The sequence below is a fragment of the Candidatus Accumulibacter phosphatis genome (assembly GCF_000024165.1).
GTDB classification, from domain to species: Bacteria; Pseudomonadota; Gammaproteobacteria; order Burkholderiales; family Rhodocyclaceae; genus Accumulibacter; species Accumulibacter phosphatis.
This window is the reverse complement of record NC_013194.1, coordinates 1,796,821-1,818,685: the sequence shown is the minus strand read 5'-3', so window position 1 is coordinate 1,818,685 and position 21,865 is coordinate 1,796,821. Positions and strand designations below refer to the sequence as shown.

Annotated in this window: 16 protein-coding genes and 1 pseudogene; 7 read left to right on the top strand and 10 right to left on the bottom strand. The window is 65.1% G+C overall.

From position 1 onward, the window contains the following. The first annotated feature begins 731 nt into the window (after nt 1–731). Nucleotides 732–1,517, top strand: a complete 786-nt coding sequence (locus CAP2UW1_RS25455; RefSeq protein WP_199931601.1) for a hypothetical protein — start codon at nt 732–734, stop codon at nt 1,515–1,517. A gap of 156 nt (nt 1,518–1,673) precedes the next feature. Here the strand turns inward: CAP2UW1_RS25455 and CAP2UW1_RS08005 are convergent, their stop codons facing one another. The 3 genes from CAP2UW1_RS08005 to CAP2UW1_RS23615 all read right to left on the bottom strand — a co-directional run bounded on the left by CAP2UW1_RS08005 (nt 1,674) and on the right by CAP2UW1_RS23615 (nt 6,205). Next, nucleotides 1,674–3,197: a wax ester/triacylglycerol synthase family O-acyltransferase gene (locus CAP2UW1_RS08005; protein ID WP_015766136.1), complete on the bottom strand. Its 1,524-nt coding sequence runs from the start codon at nt 3,195–3,197 to the stop codon at nt 1,674–1,676. A 122-nt stretch (nt 3,198–3,319) separates the two neighbouring features. Next, nucleotides 3,320–5,458 (bottom strand): phosphoenolpyruvate--protein phosphotransferase, encoded by a 2,139-nt coding sequence (gene ptsP / locus CAP2UW1_RS08000; protein WP_015766135.1) that lies wholly within the window; start codon nt 5,456–5,458, stop codon nt 3,320–3,322. Nucleotides 5,459–5,698: 240 nt separating this feature from the next. After that, entirely contained in the window at nt 5,699–6,205 is a 507-nt protein-coding gene (locus tag CAP2UW1_RS23615; RefSeq protein ID WP_015766134.1) for a periplasmic heavy metal sensor, read from the bottom strand. A gap of 198 nt (nt 6,206–6,403) precedes the next feature. On the opposite strand from CAP2UW1_RS23615, the gene CAP2UW1_RS07990 reads away from it, so the two are divergent. From CAP2UW1_RS07990 to CAP2UW1_RS07980, 3 genes are all read left to right on the top strand, one after another. Continuing rightward, nucleotides 6,404–7,126, top strand: a complete 723-nt coding sequence (locus CAP2UW1_RS07990; protein ID WP_041567762.1) for a response regulator — start codon at nt 6,404–6,406, stop codon at nt 7,124–7,126. Beyond that, on the top strand, nt 7,123–8,433 hold the full coding sequence (locus CAP2UW1_RS07985; protein WP_015766132.1) for an ATP-binding protein: 1,311 nt from the start codon (nt 7,123–7,125) through the stop codon (nt 8,431–8,433). Before CAP2UW1_RS07990 ends, CAP2UW1_RS07985 begins: the two co-directional genes overlap by 4 nt. Before the next feature lie 313 nt (nt 8,434–8,746). Then, a complete protein-coding gene (locus CAP2UW1_RS07980; protein WP_015766131.1) occupies nt 8,747–9,724 on the top strand; it encodes a hypothetical protein in 978 nt (325 codons plus the stop codon). Between the two features lie 20 nt (nt 9,725–9,744). On the opposite strand, the gene CAP2UW1_RS07975 is transcribed toward CAP2UW1_RS07980, so the two are convergent. After that, nucleotides 9,745–10,176, bottom strand: coding sequence for a hypothetical protein (locus CAP2UW1_RS07975; RefSeq protein ID WP_199931600.1), 432 nt, complete (start codon nt 10,174–10,176; stop codon nt 9,745–9,747). 153 nt (nt 10,177–10,329) lie between these two features. After that, entirely contained in the window at nt 10,330–12,630 is a 2,301-nt protein-coding gene (selD, locus tag CAP2UW1_RS07970) for a selenide, water dikinase SelD (RefSeq protein ID WP_015766129.1), read from the bottom strand. A gap of 934 nt (nt 12,631–13,564) precedes the next feature. Here selD and CAP2UW1_RS07965 point away from each other — a divergent pair. Continuing rightward, nucleotides 13,565–13,837 carry a hypothetical protein gene (locus CAP2UW1_RS07965; protein WP_015766128.1) on the top strand — a complete coding sequence of 91 codons (273 nt, stop codon included), beginning with the start codon at nt 13,565–13,567 and terminating at the stop codon, nt 13,835–13,837. Nucleotides 13,838–13,935: 98 nt separating this feature from the next. On the opposite strand, the gene CAP2UW1_RS07960 is transcribed toward CAP2UW1_RS07965, so the two are convergent. Both CAP2UW1_RS07960 and CAP2UW1_RS26045 read right to left on the bottom strand, forming a co-directional pair. Next, nucleotides 13,936–14,676, bottom strand: a complete 741-nt coding sequence (locus tag CAP2UW1_RS07960; RefSeq protein WP_015766127.1) for a flagellar brake protein — start codon at nt 14,674–14,676, stop codon at nt 13,936–13,938. Then, on the bottom strand, nt 14,673–14,924 hold the full coding sequence (locus CAP2UW1_RS26045; protein WP_412566862.1) for a hypothetical protein: 252 nt from the start codon (nt 14,922–14,924) through the stop codon (nt 14,673–14,675). Before CAP2UW1_RS26045 ends, CAP2UW1_RS07960 begins: the two co-directional genes overlap by 4 nt. Before the next feature lie 296 nt (nt 14,925–15,220). On the opposite strand from CAP2UW1_RS26045, the pseudogene glgX reads away from it, so the two are divergent. Continuing rightward, nucleotides 15,221–17,341, top strand: a pseudogene (gene glgX / locus CAP2UW1_RS26040) (glycogen debranching protein GlgX); the annotation flags it as partial. A 57-nt stretch (nt 17,342–17,398) separates the two neighbouring features. Next, a complete protein-coding gene (locus CAP2UW1_RS26035) occupies nt 17,399–19,168 on the top strand; it encodes a DUF3459 domain-containing protein (protein ID WP_081444123.1) in 1,770 nt (589 codons plus the stop codon). A 71-nt stretch (nt 19,169–19,239) separates the two neighbouring features. Here CAP2UW1_RS26035 and CAP2UW1_RS07945 read toward each other — a convergent pair whose 3' ends face one another. From CAP2UW1_RS07945 to CAP2UW1_RS07935, 3 genes are all read right to left on the bottom strand, one after another. After that, on the bottom strand, nt 19,240–19,929 hold the full coding sequence (locus tag CAP2UW1_RS07945; RefSeq protein ID WP_199931599.1) for a tetratricopeptide repeat protein: 690 nt from the start codon (nt 19,927–19,929) through the stop codon (nt 19,240–19,242). Between the two features lie 581 nt (nt 19,930–20,510). After that, complete coding sequence (locus CAP2UW1_RS25450; protein WP_015766123.1) at nt 20,511–20,882, bottom strand: PEP-CTERM sorting domain-containing protein; 372 nt, start codon at nt 20,880–20,882, stop codon at nt 20,511–20,513. Between the two features lie 178 nt (nt 20,883–21,060). Then, complete coding sequence (locus tag CAP2UW1_RS07935; protein WP_015766122.1) at nt 21,061–21,864, bottom strand: SDR family NAD(P)-dependent oxidoreductase; 804 nt, start codon at nt 21,862–21,864, stop codon at nt 21,061–21,063. Nucleotide 21,865: the final 1 nt, after the last annotated feature.

The window sequence follows — 21,865 nt, the reverse complement described above, 5'->3', positions numbered from 1 at the left end:
CCTGGCCGGCGTCCATCCGGCGGTGGCCCCGGCACCTGCGCGGTCACGGGAGGCTGCACGGGCTGGACGGGTGGCCGGATTGCAGCGGGTGCCGGCGCTTGGCCCGGCGCGGTCGCGGGCGCTTGACCGAGCGCGACTGCCTCCCGTGGCCGGCGTCCATCCGGCGGCGGCGATTGAACTTGCGCCGCAGGCGGCGCCGGGACCGGCTGGGCCAAGGGCCGGACCGCTGCGGATCCTGGCGGCTGGCCCGGTGCAGTCGCGGGTGCTGGCGTCTGCACTACCACGACTGATTGGCTGGGCCGGCGTCCATCCGGCGTTGGCGGCTGCCCCTGCGCGGTCATGGGAGGCTGCACTGGCTGAGCCGCTGGGCGAATCACAGGCGGGGCTTGCGCCTGGCCCGGCGCCGTCGCGGACGCTGGCGTCTGCACCACCGGGCCTGGCTGGCCGGAACGGGCGCCATCCCGCGGCGGCGCTTGCACTTGCGCCACCGCAGAAGCTTGTGCCGGCAAGACCGGCGCCGGTGCCCGGATCGCGGTCGGTGCCTGGCCTTGGCTGGACATGGTCGTGGGCGCCTGGCCAACCGGGCCCGGCTGCCCGGGTCGGCGACCATCAGGCGGCGGCAGACCTAGCCCGGCACCGGCAACTTGAGGCTGCTGACCAGGTTGACGAATCACACCGGGGGACTGCCCCAACGGAGCTTGCGGGACCGCTTGAAGTGCCCGCGGTGGCTCTTGCTGCAGAGGCTGCTGCCTGGCGCGTTGCTGCTCCTGTTGCTGCGCCTGCTGTTGCGCACGCTGCTGCTCTTGCTGTCGCGCCTGCTCCCTGGCGCGCTGCTGCTCGTGTTGCTGCGCCTGCTGTTGGGCGCGCTGCTGCTCCTGCTGTTGCGCCTGCTCCCTGGCGCGCTGCTGCTCCTGTTGCTGCGCCTGCTGTTGGGCACGCTGCTGCTCCTGCTGTTGCGCCTGCTGCCTGGCGCGCTGCTGCTCCAGTTGCTGCGCCTGCTGTTGCGCACGCTGCTGCTCCTGCTGTTGCGCCTGTTGCCTGGCGCGCTGCTGTTCCTGTTGCTGCGCCTGCTGTTGCGCACGCTGCTGCTCCTGCTGTTGCGCCTGTTGCCTGGCGCGCTGCTGTTCCTGTTGCTGCGCCTGCTGTTGCGCCTGCTGCCTGGCGCGTTGCTGCTCCAGTTGCTGCGCCTGCTGTTGCGCACGCTGCTGCTCCTGCTGTTGCGCCTGTTGCCTGGCGCGCTGCTGTTCCTGCTGCTGCGCCTGCTGTTGCGCACGCTGCTGCTCCTGCTGTTGCGCCTGCTGCCTGGCGCGTTGCTGTTCCTGTTGCTGCGCCTGCTGCTCCTGCTCCCGCGATGGTGGCGAAGGCCTCCTCCCACCGGCCGCCAGATTGTTCGGGCATTTGGGATCGGTATTGCCATCTGGACAGTTCAACGCCAGCGTGATGACCTCAGGAGCGGGCGCAGAAGCCGCTTCCGCCCAGGGGAGAGCCAGAGTCAGGCACAGCGCCAGCATCGTTGATGCAAAACCCTTCATTCCGTCTTCCCCAGGTCGATGCCATGCCCATGCACTCGAGGATCGGGCTGGACCGCGCATCGCGTTACGTACTATCCCTGAGAACAACGCGCGAAGTTGGCCCTACGCTGACGACCTGTTCAGAATGCCGGTGGCAGCCGCTCAGCCTGAGGCCTTGTTGCCTGTTGCCGCGCTTACCGCCGTCGGCGGCGATTCGGGATCTCGTTTGCGCGCTTTGCTTACTCGGTGCCGCGGCCGTGGAGCCGTGTTCGGTAGCACCGGCCCGGCCTGTGACAGTTGCTGCAGTTCCCCATAGGCGATGGTCAAAGCCCGCGCGAGCGAGTGCACGTCCGGCAGGGCAGCGCGGGCGACCGTCAAGCCAAAGTCCAGGGAATCGCCATAGCTGAACACCGTGATGTTGAGGCCCAGACCATGCGTGACGATACTCAGGGGCCAGCAGGCACGCACCCGGGCACCGGCCAGAAACAGGGGCCGCCGCGGACCCGGCACATTTGAAATCGCCAGATTGGCCAGCGGCGGGATGACCTTGGTCAAGCCCGACCGACCATAGAGCGAAGCCAACACGCTGAGGATCCAGGGCGCGCCTAGCGACGGAAAATCGGTCGGGATCACCGACCGTGCATGCGTCGTCAAGGACTTGGCGGCACCGGCGGCGGCGCGAACCGCGTGCAGACGACGCAACGGATCGGCCAGATTGGTCGCCAGCTTGACCAGCGTCAAGGTCGCCTGGATGCTCGTATCGGTGTCACCCGCCGCGCGCAGCGAAACCGGCATGGTGGCGATCAGCGACTTGCGCGGGACGCCGCCGTGTTCCTGCAGATAGCGACGCAGCGCACCACTGCAGATGGTCAGGACGATATCGTTGAGCGTCGCATCCTGCCGCCGGGCTATCTCCTTGACGCCGGAAAGCGACAGCGAGACTGCGGAGAACCCACGCTCGCCGGTAATCGGAACGTTGAGCGGTGTCTTCGGGCCGAAGGCGAGGTTCTGCCGCATACCCGCGGACTTGTCCTTGGCGTCCGCCTTGACCAGGCCGGCCAGCAGCTGCAGTCCCGCGGGCAGTGACTTGGCGGCATTGACGCACTGGAACGCCGTCTGACGCAAAGCAGCGCCCAGCCGCTGCCCGATACCCGGATTCTCTGCCGCGCCGATCCGCTCGCTCCAGTCGGCCGGCACCTGCGCCGGCTCGCGGGTCTCGTCGAACAGTGCCGCCGCCAGGGCCATGCCGGACACCCCATCGAGCGCAGCGTGATGGATTTTCAGGTACAAGGCGATCTCACCAGTCGCCAGCCCGTCGATGATCGTCAGCTCCCACAGCGGGTAGCGTCGATCGAGCAGGGTGGCATGGAGCCCAGCGACACAGGCTTCAAGTTCGGAGAAACCGGCAGCTTCCGACAGGACGACGTACCGAAGATGATGCGAGAAGTCGGGGGCGCCACCATCGATCCAGACCGGATTGGCAAACCCCAGCGGCATCGGCGCCAGCCGCGCGCGCATTGGCGGCGAGAGCGCCAACCGCGGCAGCAATTGTCGCCGGATCTCGCCGGCGAAGTCGCCGCTCCGCTCCGCCGACGCCTCCAGCAGAAACAAGGCGGCCACATGCATCGGCGTCGCCGGCGTTTCCAGGTGCAGAAACGCGCCCTCCAGCCCACTCATGTCTTTCATTGACGAAGCCTCATCATGCCTCCGAGGATTGGCCGTTCCCGCCGGGTTCCTGAAGCGGCGTCAACTCCCGCTGCCTTAGCCCGCGGAGCGTGCCAGCGCGAACGCGTTACGCACCCGCTGACTCAAGGATCCGCCTTGCGAAGGGCCGCTTCCGTGATCTCCTGGACTTCCTCCAGCGTTGTCGCGGCCAACGCTTCCTGGGTAACCGCTTCCATCTCTCCGAGCGTCATCTGCCGCAAGAAGCGGCGGATAGCCGCCGCGTGAAACGGGTTCATGCTCAAGCTCCTGACGCCCATTCCCAGCAACAGGCAGACGGGAGCCGGGTTCCCCGCAGCCTCGCCACACACCGACACACCGATCCCTTGATCCAGTGCTGTGCGCACCACATGCTGCGTTGCCCGCAGAACGCTCGGATGCAGGAAGGCCTGCACGCCTTGGGACTCCAGGGCCTGGCGGTCCGTCGCCAGGATGAAGTGGGCGAGATCGTTGGTCCCGATCGATACGAAGTCGACCATTTTGACGACGTCATGGATTTTGATCACCGCCGCCGGGGTTTCGATCATGGCGCCGATCGCCACGCGCCTGGCGAGTTGCTCGGCTTCGATCACCTCGGCGACCAGATGGCGAGCCTCCCGCAGATCGGCAACGCCCGTGACCATGGGAAACATGATGCGCACGTCACCCATCGCCGCGGACTTCAGGATGGCCTGCACCTGACGGCGGAACATGCTCTTCTCGGCCAGGGAGAAGGCCAGGCCGCGCTTGCCCATGCGGAAGGCAAGCTCACTGTCGCTGCCATCAAATCGCGGGACCTTGTCGCCACCGAAGTCCATGGTCCGGATGACGACGGCGGACGGATTGAGCGTTCTCGCCACCGCGGAATAGGCCGCCACCTGCTCGTCCAGGGTCGGGGCCTGCGCGACGTCGAGAAAGAGGAACTCCGACCGGAAGAGGCCGACACCGTCCAGCCGATACTCCGAGACCAGGTGTGCCTCATCCGGCCGGCTGATGTTCGCGTACAGTCCGATACGCACGCCATCCTTGGTGGTGGGTTCCTCCGCCGCATCCGGCACGGCAAAACTCTCGTTGGCGACATGTCTGCTTCGGCGTTCGGCGAAAAGCTCGGATTGCATCCGGGTCGGCGCCACGATCACCGTACCCGCCTCCGCATCCACCAGCAAACGGTCGCCGGTTGCCAACAGATCCGCAACATCCTTGATGTCGCTGACTGCCGGGATGTTGCGGGTGCGCGCGAGAATGGCGACATGCGAGGCGGGACCGTTGCGCTCGGTGACCAGAGCGACCAGATTGACGCGGTCCACCTGAAACATGTCGGACGGCAGGAGTTCCCTGGCGACGAGAATCGTGTGCGGCGGCAGGGAGGCGAGGCGACTGGCTGGCGACTCGCCGCAGCCCCCGATATTGCGCAAGACGCGGCGGCCGACGTCACGAATGTCGGCACCCCGCTCGCGCATGACTTCGTGAGTCAAGGCCTCCAGCATCTCGGCCATTCCCCGGACTTCCTCGGCGACAACCTGGTCGACCTTGATCAGTTCCGCACGCACGCGCCGCTTGCAAGTGTTCCAGAACTCGTCGTCATTGAGCATGGCCAGTTGTACATCGAGCAAGGCGCTTTCCGCGGCCGCCATGTCGTCGGCGAGATGTCTGTCCTTGTGGTCCAGTTCGCGCACCGCCGCCGCCAGCGCCTCGTCGAGACGTCTGATCTCTTCGTCGATGTCATCGGCTGCGACGGGTTGGTGCTCGACCGGCAATTCGCTTTCCGCCGGCAGGTGGATCCAGGCCACGCCCTCCACCATCCCCGGGGAAAGCCCTCGACCTTGCAGGGTGGCACTCGCCATTCTGCTGAAGGCGCGCAGCTGGCTCACCTGAAACTCTCTTTTCGTTACCGTGCTCTTCAGTCGTCTTGTCTGGGCCGCCGTCCTGCCGATCAGATACGCATAGAGCGCCATGGCGGCGATCTCGATCAGCGCGTTGATCGCGGCAATGGCGGCCGAGGCGTCCGTGCCCCAGGGAAACTCGTACGCGAGCCGCAGCAGCGGCAGCATCGCGGCGAGCGCATACGCCAGGTACCGCTGGTGCCGCCAGGCAGCAAAGCCGACCGGAAGAGCGTAGAGCAGCGGAAACCCGATTTCTTCGCCCGCCCTGACGTCGACCCACAAGACGAGTACCGCGACAGCGATGCTGAAGAGCGCGGGGTGTCGGTTGCTGACCTTTTCCAGCAAGCGCGGCGCAAGCGGCATGCTTTCACTCCTTCTCTCGGCGTCGAGGATCCGTCGACTGAAGACCCGCAACCAACGCGACGTGCCTCAAGTTCATTCCACGGCTAGTGTACGCTCGTCACGGACGCCCGCCCACGCCGCTTTCACCGTCGATCACCCAACGGATGGGCGGTGGCCCCCCGCCACCGCCAGACAGCAGTCAGAGCTGGACGGCGGGGCCGGCGATGTCGGCAACAGACCAATCGACACCACTCGAGGCACTCAGTTGCGAGGCGGGCCGCCGGGGCCGAATCTGCCCCACTGCCCCATGTGTTCGATCTTGCCCTTGAAGAACAGGCGCGCCTTCTCCTTCTGCGTCGCGTCAAGGCTGTCGTAAACCGCCAGCCAGCGGTCGCGATTGGCCTCGTGCTGCTTGCGCCCGGCATCCTTGAGCGCGTCCATCTGCCTGGCGATGGCGCGCAGGTCGGCGCCCGGCTGGCTGACGGCGGCCAGTACTTCCTCGTGTTGCTTGCGCCGCTGGTCGCGCATTTCATTCATGCTTGCCTTGCCGGCCTTGTCGGCCTCCTGCCAGATCGCCTCCTGCCTCGCGTCGAGCTTGAGTTCGTCGTGCAGCCGGGACATCTCCTTCATGCCGTAAGCCATCCGCTGCTCCATCCGGCCACCGCCGGCACCGCAGCGCTCCGGATTCATGGCGAAAGCCGTGCCGCCGACGCCGAGGGCGAGAAGCACTGCAGCAACGAGAATACGCGGGGAGAATTTCGATTTCATGTAAAGACTCCTTATATCAGATTGATTGATCGCGCCGTGAGATGCTGTTTGCCACCTCCCGCGATGTCGTCATTCTGCTTCGCCTGCCGTTGCAAACGATTTCCGAGCGGTGACAGGTCTTTGCAAATTGTTTCCCCTGTTCGGAACCACCCGGCAGGGAGGCATAGAATGACAAGGGTACCCACAGGCATCACGACCATGAAGAAGATCCTGCTGATTGACGACGATTCCGAACTGCGTCCCCTGCTCGCCACCTATCTCGGACGGCATGGTTTCGACACGCTGCTGCTGCCCGACACTCGCCAGCTCGATGCGTTTCTCCAACGCTATCAACCCCACCTGCTGGTGCTCGACCTGATGCTTCCCGGTGAGGACGGTCTGGCCGCCTGCCGCCGTCTGCGCGCCCGCGGCGAGACGCTGCCGGTGATCATGCTGACTGCGCGCGACGAACCGGTCGACCGGGTGATCGGCCTGGAGATGGGTGCCGACGATTACCTGGGCAAGCCTTTCGACCCCCGCGAACTCGTCGCCCGCATCGAGGCTGTCCTGCGTCGCGGCACGCGCCCGGCGGCGGCGCCTGATCCCGAAGGTGGCCTGGTGTGCTTCGGCGAATGGCTTTTCGACCGCGGCGCCCGTCAGTTGTCGAGGAACGGCCAGGTGGTAGCACTGACCAGTGGCGAATTCGCGCTGCTGAACGCACTCGTCGCCAATGCCAACCGCCCGATGAAGCGCGAACGCCTGCTCGAATTGACGCGCGGTGAAAGCACGGAATCGTTCGACCGTGCGATCGATGTCCAGATTCACCGCTTGCGTCGCCTGATCGAGGTCGATCAGGCACACCCGCGCTATCTGCAGACCGTCTGGGGGGTCGGCTATGTCTTTGTTCCCGATGCAGCAAGCGCCGGCAGCGCCGACCCGTGAGACTTTTCCCCAATTCGCTTGCCGGACGCACCGTGCTCCTGGTGGTTGCGGTCATCGCCGTGGCCGAGTTCGCTACGCTGTCGCTGATCGGGCATTTTCGACGTACATCGCACCTCAATCAGACCGTTCAGTTGATCGCCAGTCAGGTACGCCTGCTGCAGATCGTCCTGCCCAGCCTCGACGCCGCGGGACGCCGCCAGCTGAGTGGCGCCGATGCCGGCGAGCGGGGCCTGCAGTTGGGTCCCGACGACAGTCACGTACCGCGCCATCAGCCGAGATTCCGCTTTGCCCGCCACCTCGCGCTCGAACTCGGCGAACGTCTCGGCGAACCGGTGCTGCTCAGGCATGGCGGGCCGGGGCAGCGTACGGGCCTGTGGATCGGTTTCCTCGCCGGTGGCGAGCGCTGGTGGCTGATTTTGCCGCCACCGCGTTTCGAGCCGCAGGAACTCCCGGCTGATCTGTGGCTGGGCCTGGCCGGGACGCTGGCTGCCGTGCTGCTGATCGCCGGCTTGTTCGTGAGAGGTATCGTCCGCCCGCTGGCACGTCTCGGCGACGCCGTCGCGGCGACGGGTGACGGCGCGGCACAGCGGGTGACGCCTGACGGACCACGCGAAGTCCGACGGCTTGCCGCCCGCCACAACACGATGCTCGACCAGTTGGCGACAGCCGCCGCCGAGCGTCGCGAGATGCTTGCCGGTCTGACGCACGACCTGCGGGCGCCGCTGGCCCGCCTGCGCCTGCGCCTGGCGCTGCTCGACAGCGATACCGAGCGCGCCGGCATCGCGCATGACCTGGACGACATGGAGCGGATCGTCGGCCAGTGTCTGCAGTTCCTGCGCAGCGAGGAGGCCGATCGAGCACCCGTGCCGCTGGCCATCGCCGCCTTGTTGCGCGACGGGGTCGCCCGCCAGCGCGAGCTCGGCCGGGCCATCGAGCTGACCATCAGCGCCGCCGCCGAGCCGCGCAAGGTCGCGATCGCCGCGGGTAATCTGCAGCGTCTCCTCGACAACCTGATCGACAATGCCCTCCAGCACGGTGTGCCACCGGTGCACGTCGAGTTCAGCATGGCTGGCGAGTCGCTCGCCAGGCTGCTCGTGCGTGATCACGGGCCCGGAATCGCAGAGGCGGATCGCCAGCGTGCGCTCGAGGCCTTCGCCCAACTCGAGCCCGCGCGGGCGACCAATGGCAGCTGCGGGCTGGGCCTGGCGATCGTCCGGCGAATCGCCGCCGGTTGTGGCGGTGAAGTCCTCCTGGGCGAGGCGCCCGACGGCGGACTGGAGGTTGTCGTGTGTTTGCCCACTTCCTGACCGGCGCGGCCCATCGGCCAGGGTCGCGCCGTTCGCGGACGACACCGGCAAGAGGAGGCCGTCGCTGGAGGCGTTTCGCCGACCAGCGTATCGGAATCCTGTTCTCCCTCGTCGCACATGCTGGATGACAAGCCAGGCAGCGCCTCGGAAAGGTGCTCTCCCCGGCCGTCCCGAGCACCGTGGTGGACCGCACAGACAGCCACGAGAACCTACGCTAGAGTGCAGATCGCTTCAATTCAAAGACTTGAAAAGCCGACGAATCCGGGCATCATTATTGCTTTCTGAAAGAGGTTTCCTTGCAAAGGTTGCAGCGATGAGCAATGTCCACCGACTCGAACGTGCCTCGAACAGTGATCCGATCCCTCCCGAGGGAACGCGGAGGATCGTCGATGGCGAAGAGCGCGTCCTTTATGACGGCTACTGGATCAAGACCTACCCGGTCCCGATCGACTCCTTGCAAGCCAAGAAGCTGCTGATCGAAGCGCTCACCCGCCGCTTGTTCAACCACACGGAACACGGCCTCAACATCCCCGGTTGCCGACTCGGCGAAGCACGCCAAGCCTATCAGGCGGAAGCCGACCCGAGCAGGCGCCGGGTGAAGGCCGCGATGCTTGCTGGTGCGCTATTCAACAGGGCTACCGATATCTTCCGAAAACTCGTGGAACTGCAGGCAGACGGCATCGAAATCCGCAGCGACGATGCCCTGATGCGCGAATGCGGCCAGTGTCTTCTCGATGCGATGGACCTCGGCCATCTGGTCCTCCATCGCAGCGGCGAAGAGGGAATCGACGAACTCTGGGGCGAACCCTTCCGCGCCTTTTCGATCCCGATCGAGGAGTTCTACGAAAGTCGTTACATCAAGATCGGCCAAAGCATGCGCGACATCGACCGCATTGCCGATGCGATGATCGCCAACTTCAGCGGCATCCCAGCCTTTGCGGCGATCGAGCCGCTGGTTCGCGATTTTGCCCGCGCCGCCCGGGTCAAGGCCGAAACCCTGCGCACCGACCCGGACATCTTCGATGTCTGGGCAGAACTGGTCACGGCCTGCGAACGGCTCGCCAATTTCACTCCGCAAGAAGCGGCCAACATGAAGGGGGGACTCACGGCCCGTCTGGCGCATCGGGTTTCCGACGGACTCCTGCTGCTGCGCAGCGGCCGGGATTTGGTTTTCTACATTGCCCGCGCGCGCACGCCGATGCCCAGGAGCACCTCCGAGTACATTGCGCGCTGCGAGGCTTATGTCGCCACCGGTCGTGTTCCTTTCATGCCGGCACCGCTACCGGCCTGAATCCGCTCGGCCCGAAGCGCTCAGTCGTCGATTTCCTCGACGCTGACGTTGCCTTTCCCGGAGCGCTTGATCCGGTACTTGGTACCGTCCTTGCCGGTCCAGCGAGTGGCCGAGGGCGGAACCTTCACCCCGTCGATCGTCACATTGCCATTCACCACGCTGATTCCGCTCGCGTCATCATCGCCGCCCTTGCCAGTGGTGACCGTCGTGCCCGGAGAGTGGGTGATCGACGACGAACTCTGTCCAGGGTTGGTGTATACGGCATTGCCCCTGCTGCTGGTCGTCGTCTTGCCGGTGGTAACGTTGGTGCCATTGCCGGTGTTGACGTTCACCCCGCCTGCTCCGCCGGTATTCACGTTGACACCGCCGGCACCGCCGACCGAAACGGAAACCTGCGCCATCGCGGACGCCGCGGCGAACGTCAGCAAAGCCGCCATCATCGTAACTCTCATGCACGTACCTTTCTATTGAGCAAGCAGAACGCGGCGATTCACTCTCGCGTGACCCGGGCAGCCACCCGGGAACCCTCTTTCAACAACGACTGAGCCCCGTCAACGGATGACAATCCGCCCTACCGGCCGCCGCAGGCGCTGGTCGACGCCAGATCATCCCGACGGCTTCGCCCGCGCCTGCGCCAGAAGACAGATCGGCTCGGCGTGCTCGTCAGCCGGCAGAACCCGACCGATGCGGGCGGCCTTGTCGTAGCCAAGAGCGCGCAGCGCCCGCAGACAGGCATCGGCCCTCGCCAGCGGAATGCTCGCCAGCAATCCGCCGGCCGTTTGCGGATCGAACAGCAACGGGTAATGCGGGTGCCCGCTTCCTTGCTCCGGATTGCGCAGGTAACGGCGTGCGCGCAGGTTTGCGACGTGCAGCGAGCTGACGATACCCGCCGCGCTGGTTTCGACAGCACCATCGAGAACCGGCAAGTCGTCCAGAGCGATCTCCACGCTCACCCGCGACGAGCCAACCATTTCGACCAGATGCCCGAGCAGGCCGAAGCCGGTAACGTCGGTACAGGCCGTCGCCCCATGCTCGCGCAGACAGCGCGCGCCCGGCGCGTTCGATTGTGCCATCACGGCCAGGGCCTGGTCGATCCAGCGGCCTCTGGCGCGTAGACGGGCGTGCGCGGCGAACAGCGTGCCGACACCGATCGCCTTAGTGAGGACCAGCACGTCGTCCGGACGCATGCCACCCTTGCGCAACACGCCGGCCAGGTTTTCGTCGATGAGGCCGTTGATCGCGAAGCCGAGCGCCAGGTCGCTACCCTCGCCGCTATGACCGCCGACCAGCGCGCAGCCCACGTCGTCGAGCACGGCTATGGCGCCGGACAGCATCTGCAACAGGTTATCCTCGATCTTCCGCTCCAGGCCGGGCGGCACCGTGACGATGGCCGTCGCCGTTTGCGCCTCCGCGCCCATCGCGAAGATGTCGCCAAGCGCATGGTTGGCGGCAATCCGCCCGAACAGCCAGGGATCGTCGATGAAAGAACGAAAGAAATCGACCGTATGGACCAGCGCCTTGCCGGGTGGCACGCGTACGATCGCCGCGTCGTCGGGAGCCCGCAGACCGATCAGCACGTCCGCTCGCTCGATCGGGTGAAGCGCCGCGAGCACCCGCGACAGCAGCGTGCCGCCAAGCTTGGCGCCGCACCCACCACAACGCATGGCAAGTGCCGATGTCGCCTGCAGCGCTTCGTTCTCGTCAAGCGGCACCGGCGCCCGCTGGCTACGCGCTTGATCGGCCATCGGCAACAGATCCCCAAAGCGGGCCATGAAGCGGCGGTCAAGCCAGTCCTTCCAGCGCCAGACCCAGGCGCCTTCGGCATGCATCCCGGCACGCGAGGCGACGGCGTAGCGACCACCGGTGCTGATCAGCGCCAGCCAGCGCCGTTGTGGACGCCAGACACGCAGGGGCCGTTCGAGCAGCGATCGACGCAGGTTCTCGGCGAGCACCGGGCCCTGACGAACGGCGAAGACGCCTGCCTTCTCGAGTGGTCTGCCGAGCATCGCGGCACAATCGCCGGCCGCAAAGATCAGCGGATCGCTGACCGTCTGCAAGGTCGCGCGAACCTCGATGAAACCGGCGGCGTCGAGTGCCAGACCGGTCTGGCGCAGCCAGGTGGCGGCGCCCGCTTGCGTCACCCAGACGACTTCGTCGGCGGCCAGCGTCTCACCGTCACGGGTACACAGTCGCCCAGCAGATACGCGGCTCACTTCGGCGGCACGATGCACGACGACCCCCCGCTCCGTCAGCACGCGCTCGAAGCTACGCCTCACGCGGGCATTGTGCGTGGCGAGGATATCGCGCTCGGCGGCAAAGAGATGGAAAGCGAGTGCGTCAGGGTCGCGCCCGCGCCTCTGCAGTTCGCCACGCAAGCGATACTGCATCGCCAGCGTCAGCTCGACGCCGCCTGCCCCGGCCCCGACGACAGCGATCGTCGTCCGTCCGGCGTGCCGGCAAACGCGTTCGAGGAGGGCCAGCCAGCGCTCGTTGAAACGCCGGATCGGCTTGACCGGAACGGCGTACTCGGAGGCTCCTTCGACCAGGCCGACCGCTGGCATCGAGCCGATATTGATCGACAGACGGTCGTAGGGCACCGGCGGGCGATCGCGGCACAGCACCTGGCGCTGGTCTCGATCGAGGCCGATCACCTCGTCGCGATAGAAGCGTGCGCCGGCGAACTCGGCCAGACGCCGCAGGTCGATATGCACCTCGTCGTAGGCGTAATGGCCGGCAACGTAGCCGGGCAACATCCCGGAATACGGCGTGTCGGTATCGGTGCAGATCACCGTCAGGCGTACGCCGGGCAGCGGTCGCATACCGAAGCGCTTGATGACGCCGACGTGACTGTGGCCGCCGCCGACGAGGACGATGTCTCTGAGGACGACTTGTCCGGCGTCTTGCATCTCTGGAGGTGGTTTCTGGGTCGTCCCGAACCGATCGTTGGCCACGTTTCGCGCGGCCCACTGCGCGGCACGCGCCGTTCAGCCGCCGGGCGAGCGCTGTCGAGCGCAGCGGCCATTGTCGCACGCTCGGACGGTTCGCGGTGCTGATCCAGCAGGATCACGCGCAATCACCACGCAAGTCGACAGGGCGATCGCGACTCGAAAGCCGCAACACACAGCGCTTGCCGGTGACGAACTGACCGGCGACAGACCCGGCGGACTGTAAAACCTGATTCACCCTTGTTGCCTGGCGAGTTGGCCGCTGCCTATGATGATCCACGCTTGTTTGTGACCCTTTCCGTCGTCTGCCATGACATCGCCTGATTCAACGACGCTGCATCGCCTGCAAGACGGGCACGCGCTTGCTGAACCGCGACGCCCGGCGACGAAGGAAGTCGATTGCCAGCCAGCGGGCATTGGTGCGCCTCGCATGACGGCGTGTTCTCCTCCTCCGCAACAGTGCTCCCCTGGTCGCCAAGGACCGTTCGACAGACCCAGAACGGTCCTTGGCGACCCCTTTTTTTGCACTGCGACGCGCAGCCGAACCGCGCTTGGTGACATACTGGCTTTCCCGTCTGGTCAACAGTCGGAGTTCCGTGGCACACTATGGAGTGGCCGCAACGCGGTCGCTGGCGGCGGGCAACCGCTCATCGTGGAAGACGCTGTTCGGGTGCGAGGAACAGCCTCTTTATACGGCAACGAACGAGTCCAAGTGAGCCGGGGATCGTGGTTCTACTGGCGGAAATCCGGAACTTTTCCCCCAGTGCTCGGCCTCACCCCGTGCTCGCCCCCTGTGGTCGTCCAAAGGCGCCGGCATGTAGTGTGTAGCCTTGCCCTGCGGAGCCGATGAACAGGGCTGAGCAAGCGAAGCAAACCAGATTCCAGGAGATGTGCAATGCGCGATGAGGGGGTAGCCGACCCACGCCAGCATTCGACGGCGTCATCGCCCGAGATGGCTGATCGCCGGTCGAGGCCCGACCGGCGCGCGGAAGCTGACCGGCGCCGTGGTGCTGACCGGCGCCGCATCGGCGACCGCCGGGATGCACGGGACGCCGACTTGTTGCTGGCCGAGCTTGAAATGCGCGTGGCCGCAGCGATTCGTCAGAGTGGCGGCCTCATCGAGGGTGACGGCTCAGGATGGGACAAGCTGATCGTTCCGTTCAGGTAGCGGTGGCGACGCCGGCCGCACGGACGACCGGCTTCCGCCACCAGTCTCGTGCCAACGGATGCAGCCAGGCGGTGCGCCGAGGCGACCTGACCCGAGCCTCAGCTCAGCTCGTGGCGCTGGTGTTCGACCTGGACGATGTAGCGCTGAAGCTGCTTGTCGTCGGCGCGACGCAGATCGACGAACTGCAGCCCGACCCGCCACTGCGTCACGCCGGCGCGGAGTTCCAGCGCCGTCACGTGCCGTACGACCGCCTGAACCAGGATCTCGTGCCGCTCGGCCGGTAGCGCAAAGCGACAATTGGCAAGGGCAATTCCCGCCTCCAGATTGGCGTCGTTGCCGGCACTCAGACCGACACCGGCGACCGAGATGTCATGCGCCGGCAGGGTCAGCCAGTGGCCGCCGGCAAGGCGCGCGTGAAACCGCAGCGGGCGAGCAAGTGGTGTCTCGATCCGGAAAACCTCGCGCCGCTGCAGGCGAACGATGAACTTCGGCAACGGAACGGCGAACGCCCTGGCTCCGCGAAAGGTGATTTCGCGCGCCTGGCCGGTCGTGAACTGCACATGTATTCCTCCGGGTCGGGCAACGAAAACATTGCGCAGGCTTTCCGGAAAGCGCCGGTTGATCTCGACACTGCCGCTGCAGTCGATGATCAGGCAGCCCGCTTCCGGCTGGACGCCGAGCAGAATGGTCAGGAAGTGTTCGCTGCCACCGGCAAACTGGACGGAGAACGATTCCTTATGTTCCGCAAAGCCGGCGAGCGTGAACGCAATTGCCGTTCCCCCGGTGAGGTAATAGCGCTCTTCGATCTCGGCTTCGGAGAGCTGGGCGATCTGGCTCATGCGGAATCCGTCGGGGACAGCACAGGCTTCGTCCGGCTGGCGGCCATAGCAACAGAAAAAGGCGAAGCGAACGCGGGTTCCACCACCAGGCCGCGGCCCCAAGCCGTGTCCTCCAGCCACGCTTCCGTCTCGGCCGCCAGACCGCGCTTGACCATGCTCTTGTCCATAAATAACGGAAATCTCAAAGATTCAACGCCATTCGTGCGAGTGTGAAAGTATCGGTCGAAGAGCCGGTGCTCGTCAATCACCGTGCCGTGCGAAGGCCCGTAGCGACGCTCGCGGCGCCCGGAGAAGACTCGCGCCGCAGGAACCGGCGGGCGCCCGGGTGAGCAAGAGGGTTGCCTGACCACCAAGTCGCCCCACAATCCACCTGTTGGCCGCGCCCCGGGGACGGAGGCTCGGTTGGGCGTGCGAGCCAACGTCTGTGCGGGGCATCTCAGCGCTGCGCCGTTCTGATGGTGACGACGAGGTGTCCGCAATCCGATCGCAGCGCGCCCTCGTCAGGTGGGGTAAAATGCGAGCAAGAGAAAACCACGCATCGATCATGGCTTATTCTGACCCCATACCTGCACTGATATCAGCCGTCTGGCCCGGCAGACCCTATCCCCTGGGCGCCACCTGGGACGGCCAAGGCGTCAATTTCGCCCTCTTCTCCGAACACGCCGAAAAGGTCGAACTGTGCTTGTTCGATGCCACGGGACAGCGCGAACTGCAGCGCATTGCCGTCGACGAACAAACCGATCAGATCTGGCATGTCTATCTGCCACAGGTCCGTCCCGGCCAACTGTACGGTTACCGGGTCCACGGTCCTTACCGTCCGGAGCAGGGACACCGCTTCAACCCGCACAAGCTGCTGCTGGACCCCTACGCCAAGTCCATCGTTGGTGCCGTCAACTGGAGCGACGCCCAGTTCGGATATCGCATCGGTAGCCCCCGAGAGGACTTGAGCTTCAGCCGCCGCGACAGCGCACCCGGAGTGTTCAAGAGCCAGGTGATCGATGCGGGGTTTGACTGGGAAGGGGACCGACACCCCAACGTTCCCTGGCATCAGACGGTCATCTACGAGTTGCACGTGAAGGGCTTCACCCAACTCCACCCGCACATTCCGCCCGCCATGCGCGGCACCTATGCCGGGCTGAGCACGCCGCCGGTGATCGAGCACCTCAAACGCCTGGGCGTCACAGCGGTGGAGCTGCTGCCGATTCACACTTTTGTAGACGACCGCCATCTCCTGGAAAGGGGACTGAAGAACTACTGGGGCTACAACTCCATCGCCTACTTCGCCCCCGAGCCACGCTATTCGGCGAGTGGACATATCAATGAATTCAAGCACCTGGTCAAAACGCTACACGCCGCCGGCATCGAAGTCATCATGGACGTGGTCTACAACCACACCGCCGAAGGCAACCATATGGGGCCGTCGCTGTGCTTTCGGGGAATCGACAACGCTGCCTACTATCGCCTGGCGGCGGGCAATCCCCGTTACTACATGGATTACACCGGCTGCGGCAATACCCTGAACATGATGCATCCCCGAGTGTTGCAGCTGATCATGGACAGCCTGCGCTACTGGGTGATCGAGATGCACGTCGATGGCTTCCGCTTCGACCTGGCGGCGGCGCTGGCACGGGAACTCCATGAGGTGGATCAACTGGGCGCCTTCATGGACATCATTCACCAGGACCCCGTGCTGTCGCAAGTGAAGCTGATTGCCGAACCGTGGGACCTCGGCGAGGGCGGCTATCAGGTGGGTAACTTCCCGATCGGCTGGGCCGAGTGGAACGGCAAGTACCGTGACGTGGTCCGCGATTACTGGCGCGGCGAGGGTGGCCTGATGGGCCAACTGGCCTACCGGCTGACCGGATCGAGCGATCTGTATCAGCACAGCGGGCGCCGGCCCTATGCCAGCATCAACTTCATCACCGCCCATGATGGATTCACGCTGTACGACCTGGTCAGTCACAACGAAAAGCACAACGCCGCCAACGGCGAAGACAACCGCGATGGCGACTCGCACAACCGCAGCTGGAACTGCGGCGCCGAAGGCGATACGACGGACACCGAGGTGTTGCGCCTGCGACAACGGCAGCGGCGCAATCTGCTGGCGACGTTGGTGCTCGCGCAAGGCGTGCCGATGCTGCTGGCCGGCGATGAAATGGGACGCACCCAGCGAGGCAACAACAATGCCTATTGTCAGGACAACGAGCTGAGCTGGGTCGACTGGCAACTGGCCTGGCTGCCGGACAACCGTGAGCTGTTCGAATTCACACGTCACCTGATCGACCTGCGCAACAGGCATCCCGCCCTGCGGCGTCGCCATTTCTTTCAGGGCCAGCGCATCCACGGCACGGGTGTCAGGGACATCATCTGGCTGCATCCGGACGCAAGCGAGATCAGCGACGACGACTGGGACCATCATCATGCCCGAAGTTTCGGCCTGTACCTGATCGGCGAGGCACTGGAAGAACAGGATGAAGGTGGTCAGTGGACCAGGGACGATGATTTGCTGCTGCTGCTCAACGGCCATCACGAGACGATTCGCTTCGCTCTGCCGTGGAAGGGAAGTTGTGCACTCGTGCTCGACACCACCCAGCCCGAGTATGGCCGCGGCCGGGAGATCCTCGACCAGTCGTATCTCCTGGAGGGTCGTTCGCTGGCACTGCTCTCCCAGCAGCGGCAATTCGACCGAGTCGCCCCGCCGCAGCTGCGCCGACGCTATTTCATGCCTTTCGGCGCGCAAGTCCTGGAGGGCGGCCGGATTCGCTTTCGCCTCTGGGCTCCGGCTGCCGAGCGGGTGGAACTGCTGCTCGAGACCACCCACGGCGGCGGCGTGACGCTGCCCATGGCATGCACAGAGGCCGGCTGGTACGAATTGACCAGTGATCGGGCCACGGCAGGCGATCTCTACCGTTATCGGATCCACGGCTTTGGTGAAGTGCCCGATCCGGCCTCCCGCTACAATCCCCAGGGCGTACACGGTCCCAGCCAGGTGCTGGAGTCAGGTCAGTTTATCTGGAACGACCGCGGCTGGCGCGGCAGGCCCTGGGAGGAGGCAATCATCTATCAGCTGCACGTCGGCGCGTTCACTCCGCAAGGGACTTTTGCGGCGGCCAGGGAGCGGCTCGACTACCTGGTGGACCTTGGCGTCACCGCGATCCAGCTACTGCCGGTCGGCGCCTTTGCCGGTGCCCACAACTGGGGGTTCGACGGCGTCCTGCCGTTTGCCCCGGCCGCCAGCTATGGCCATCCGGACGATCTGAAAGAACTGATCCAGGCCGCCCACCACAAGGGGCTGATGGTTCTGCTGGATCTCGCCTGTCATTATTTCGGTCCCGAAGGCAATTACCTGTCCGTTTACGCGCCGGAGTTCTTCGCAAGACAAGCGACCAACCTGGCCGGTCGGAGTATCGACGTCACGCTACCCGGCGGACGCGAGTTCATTATCCACAACGCGCTGTACTGGTTGGAAGAGTTCCATCTCGACGGCCTGCGCCTGAATGCAGCGCTGTTTCAGGACGAGCAGGAACAGGCGGACCTGCTCGCGGCACTTGCGCGCGCCGTCCGCGAGGGGCCCGGCAAACACCGTCATTGCCATCTCGTGCTCAGTCATGATCGGCGGGCCGCCCGCTACTTGCGCTGGGCCGATCACAGCGATCCCCGCCACTACGAGGCCGTATGGAACAACGCCGCCCAGCAGGCCATGCAGGACGTGTTGACGGGGGCTCCGTCAGGCGCGGTCACCGACGTTCAAGCGCTCGATCAACTGGGTGCCTGCTTGAGCAGGGGGGGAGCAGCGGGCGAGTCAGAGCCCTTGCTGCCGACCGCTTTCGTCACCTTCCTGCAGGACTATGCCCAGATCGGCAACCAGGCCCTCGGCGAACGTCTCCATCAGTTGACGCCCCCCCGCCCGCTGGGTGCGATGGTGGCCACCTCACTGCTCGCGCCGATGCCCCCGGCGCTGTTCATGGGCGAGGAATTCGCTGCCGCCCAACCCTTCCTGTACTTCTGCGATTTCAACCCGGACCTGGTAAAGGACGTGGCCATCAATCGACGCAAGTCCTTTGCTCATCTCAAGGGGTTTCGCACGGCCAGGACTCGCGCCCGCATCCCCGACCCGATGGATCCGGCAACCTTCCAGCGCTGCAAGCTGGACTGGAGTAGCATCCAACGGTCCCCGCATGCGGACTGGCTGTACTTCTATCGCCGCCTGCTGGCGGTGCGTCGTCGCGAAATCACGCCACGACTGAGCGGGATGCATGAGGACCGCATACGCTACCTACTGTCAGGCGACGGAGGCCTGTCGATCCAGTGGACGCTGGGAGATGATTCGCTATTGACGCTGCTGGCCAACTACGGCCCGGCACCACTGGACGGACTGCAAGCACCCGCAGGCGCCGTCCTCTGGTCCGAGCCTGGCGACGCGGCGACTTCACTGAGCCAGGGCCGCCTGCCAGCGTGGTCGGTGGTATGGTTCCTGCAGGCTGCCGCTTGACGCCGTGTCAGTCGTCAAGCCGGGCCGGGAACGGGCGCTCTGTGGCGGCCACCCGGGCGGGCCGCCCGAAATCAGCGATCGGGCCGCAGGGCTGCGGTCAGACGTGCTCTGTTGAGACCCGACAACCACCGCAGTCCACGACGCGCACCGGAAGGTCGCTGACCTCGTCGTGCACGCTCGACATGCGATTCGATATCTACAAGCACTCTCAGATTCAGGGAAACGCGATCACTGCTGCAACGGGCAGCGATGCCGCGAGCGATCTCGGCGTCGCGTGTCATGCCGGCACACTGATAGATACGATGCAGATAGCCTGCCGCTGAAAAGGCTGCCTCAGCGGTCAGGCTGGGCCAGGCCAGGCACTTCAGGAACAGTTCGACAGACCTTTGCAGGTCGCCCCGTTCCAGAGCGATGCGTCCCAGGAAACACAGCGCACCGCAGACGTAAGTCCCCGTGAGACCAAGCTTCAGGGCACGTTCGAAGCACTTCGCAGCCGCCGGGTACTTGCCGTCCTTCATCAACGCCAGTCCCTTGCCGAACTGGTCACCACCCGGCCCCGCCACGGCCTCAACCGGCAGGAAGTTCACTTCGCCCAGTTCTTCCGCGATGCGCGGCAACCAGTTGTCCAGGGCCACTTTTTCGCCGGGGGTTGAGGCAGACGGCACATAGGTCGTGATCACCAGCTGCCGGCGACGCCTGCTCCACCAGAATCCGCCCGCGGCGGCGATGGCCATGAGCAGCAGCGCTGCGACAGCAGCCAACAGCCAACTCGTATCAAGACTGTCCACCACTACTGTTGAGCCTCCAGGACGGTCCGGTCATCCGGTTGCATGGTTGGCATGATTGAGGGCCTCCAAGGTCAAGGAACTGGGGAACGATGACGACCAAGGCCTCAGGACAAACGCACGGGCGAGGCCCTTCGTTTGTCCCACCACGTGGGCAAAGGATATCACCAACCAAGTTAACCCGGTCAACAATCGTGCAGGAATTGGCCGCCTGAATGGGCGGGAAAGGCGACCGGAACTGGGATACGCCGACCATGATCCGCGGCACAGACTCAGCAGCAGTTTCGGCGCTTTCGGACGCAGGGAGGTGAAGCGCATCGACGAGGAGCCAGACGAAGCGGTGCACCGATGAGTGGCTTCCTCCGCCCCGGGGCGAAACTTCAACAGGGATGCCTGAGGTACAACGCACGTCTCCTCAACAAACCATCGCTACAGACGAACGTCGGCACGGCCTATGGCTGACTACCACCGAGCAGGCAAACAGGGAAACGAAGGAGCTGACCGCGCTCCTTCTGCCGCAGGGACTCCCGTGGTGACGGCCGCAGGCAGGGCTTGGCTCACGCCTGGGCTTTACGCCGCAAGCCAAAACCGAGAAGACCGAAGCTACCCGTCATCAACAGAAACAGCGTACCCGGCTCGGGGACGGTGATCCGAATCGGCGGGGAGTTCAGGGTAATGGCTTCACTGATGGACAAGCCGCTTTGGTTGAGGCTGATGCGCAGGCTCGTGGGTGACAGCTCGAAGCCTGCCAGGTCCGATTCCGGCGTGAAATCGCCCAGGAAGAAAATACCCAGAAAGGTGGCGCTGCGCGACAGTATCGACGCCGCGGTGGGGACGAACTTCCCGTAGGTGGGATTCGTCAACTGAAAACTGGCGACAAGACTGGCCAGACTCGACAGGTCCAGAACATGCCCGCTGAAGGACGTCATGAAATGTACGGGAGAGTAATCGCCAAACCCCGGGAACGCCGACGTTGATCTCAGCAACGATGTCTTGGCGGGAGGTTCGGTGGACGCCTGTGTCTTTCCTACCGCTCTGCGGCCGTCGGGCCACGGTCTGTTGGGCTGGCGTGCCCAGCAGCAAGCACTCGACAATCCGCCGCAGCTGCTAGGCGAATCGCGCCGACAGCCCACCATCGACAACGAGTTCGGTGGCCGTGATGTACTTGGCTTCGTCCGAAGCGAGGAAGAGCGCCGCGTAGGCGGTGTCCCAGGCGTCGCCCATGTGGCCGAGCGGACACTGGGCGTCACGCGTGCGGATGAGGTTGGCAATGTCGCCCTCCTCGCCATAGACGCGAGTCAGTGCGGCGTGCACCAGCGGCGTGTTCATCAGCCCTGGCAGGACGCAATTGGCACGTATGCCGTCGGGCGCGTGACGAATGGCCATCGTCCGCGTCATCGCCACCATCGCGCCCTTGCTGGCCGCATAGAAGCCATAGTTGACCCCGGCCCAGCCCAGCACGGCGACCGACGCGTTATTCACGATCGCGCCGGCGTGCTGGCGGATCATCACCGGCAGCACGTGGTGACAGGTCAGATAGGTACTCTTGACGTTGACCGTCATCAGACGATCCCAGGTCGCCTCGTCGAGTTCCGCCGGGCCGCCGACGATGGCGATGCCGACGTTGTTGACCAGGATGTCGATACGCCCATAGGTATCGATCGCCGCCGCCACCAGGCGCTCGACGTCGGCAGCGCGGGTGACGTCGGCGACGAGGCTGATGCCGGTGCCGCCTTCATCGTCGATGATCCGCTGCGTCGCCGCGCCTGCTTCGGCGTCGATATCCACGCCGACGACCTTGGCACCCTCGCGCGCGAACAGCACCGACATCGCTTTGCCATTGCCCCAGCCCGGCCCGACCGAACCGCTGCCGGTGACGATGGCTACCTTGTCCTGCAAGCGTCCGGCCATT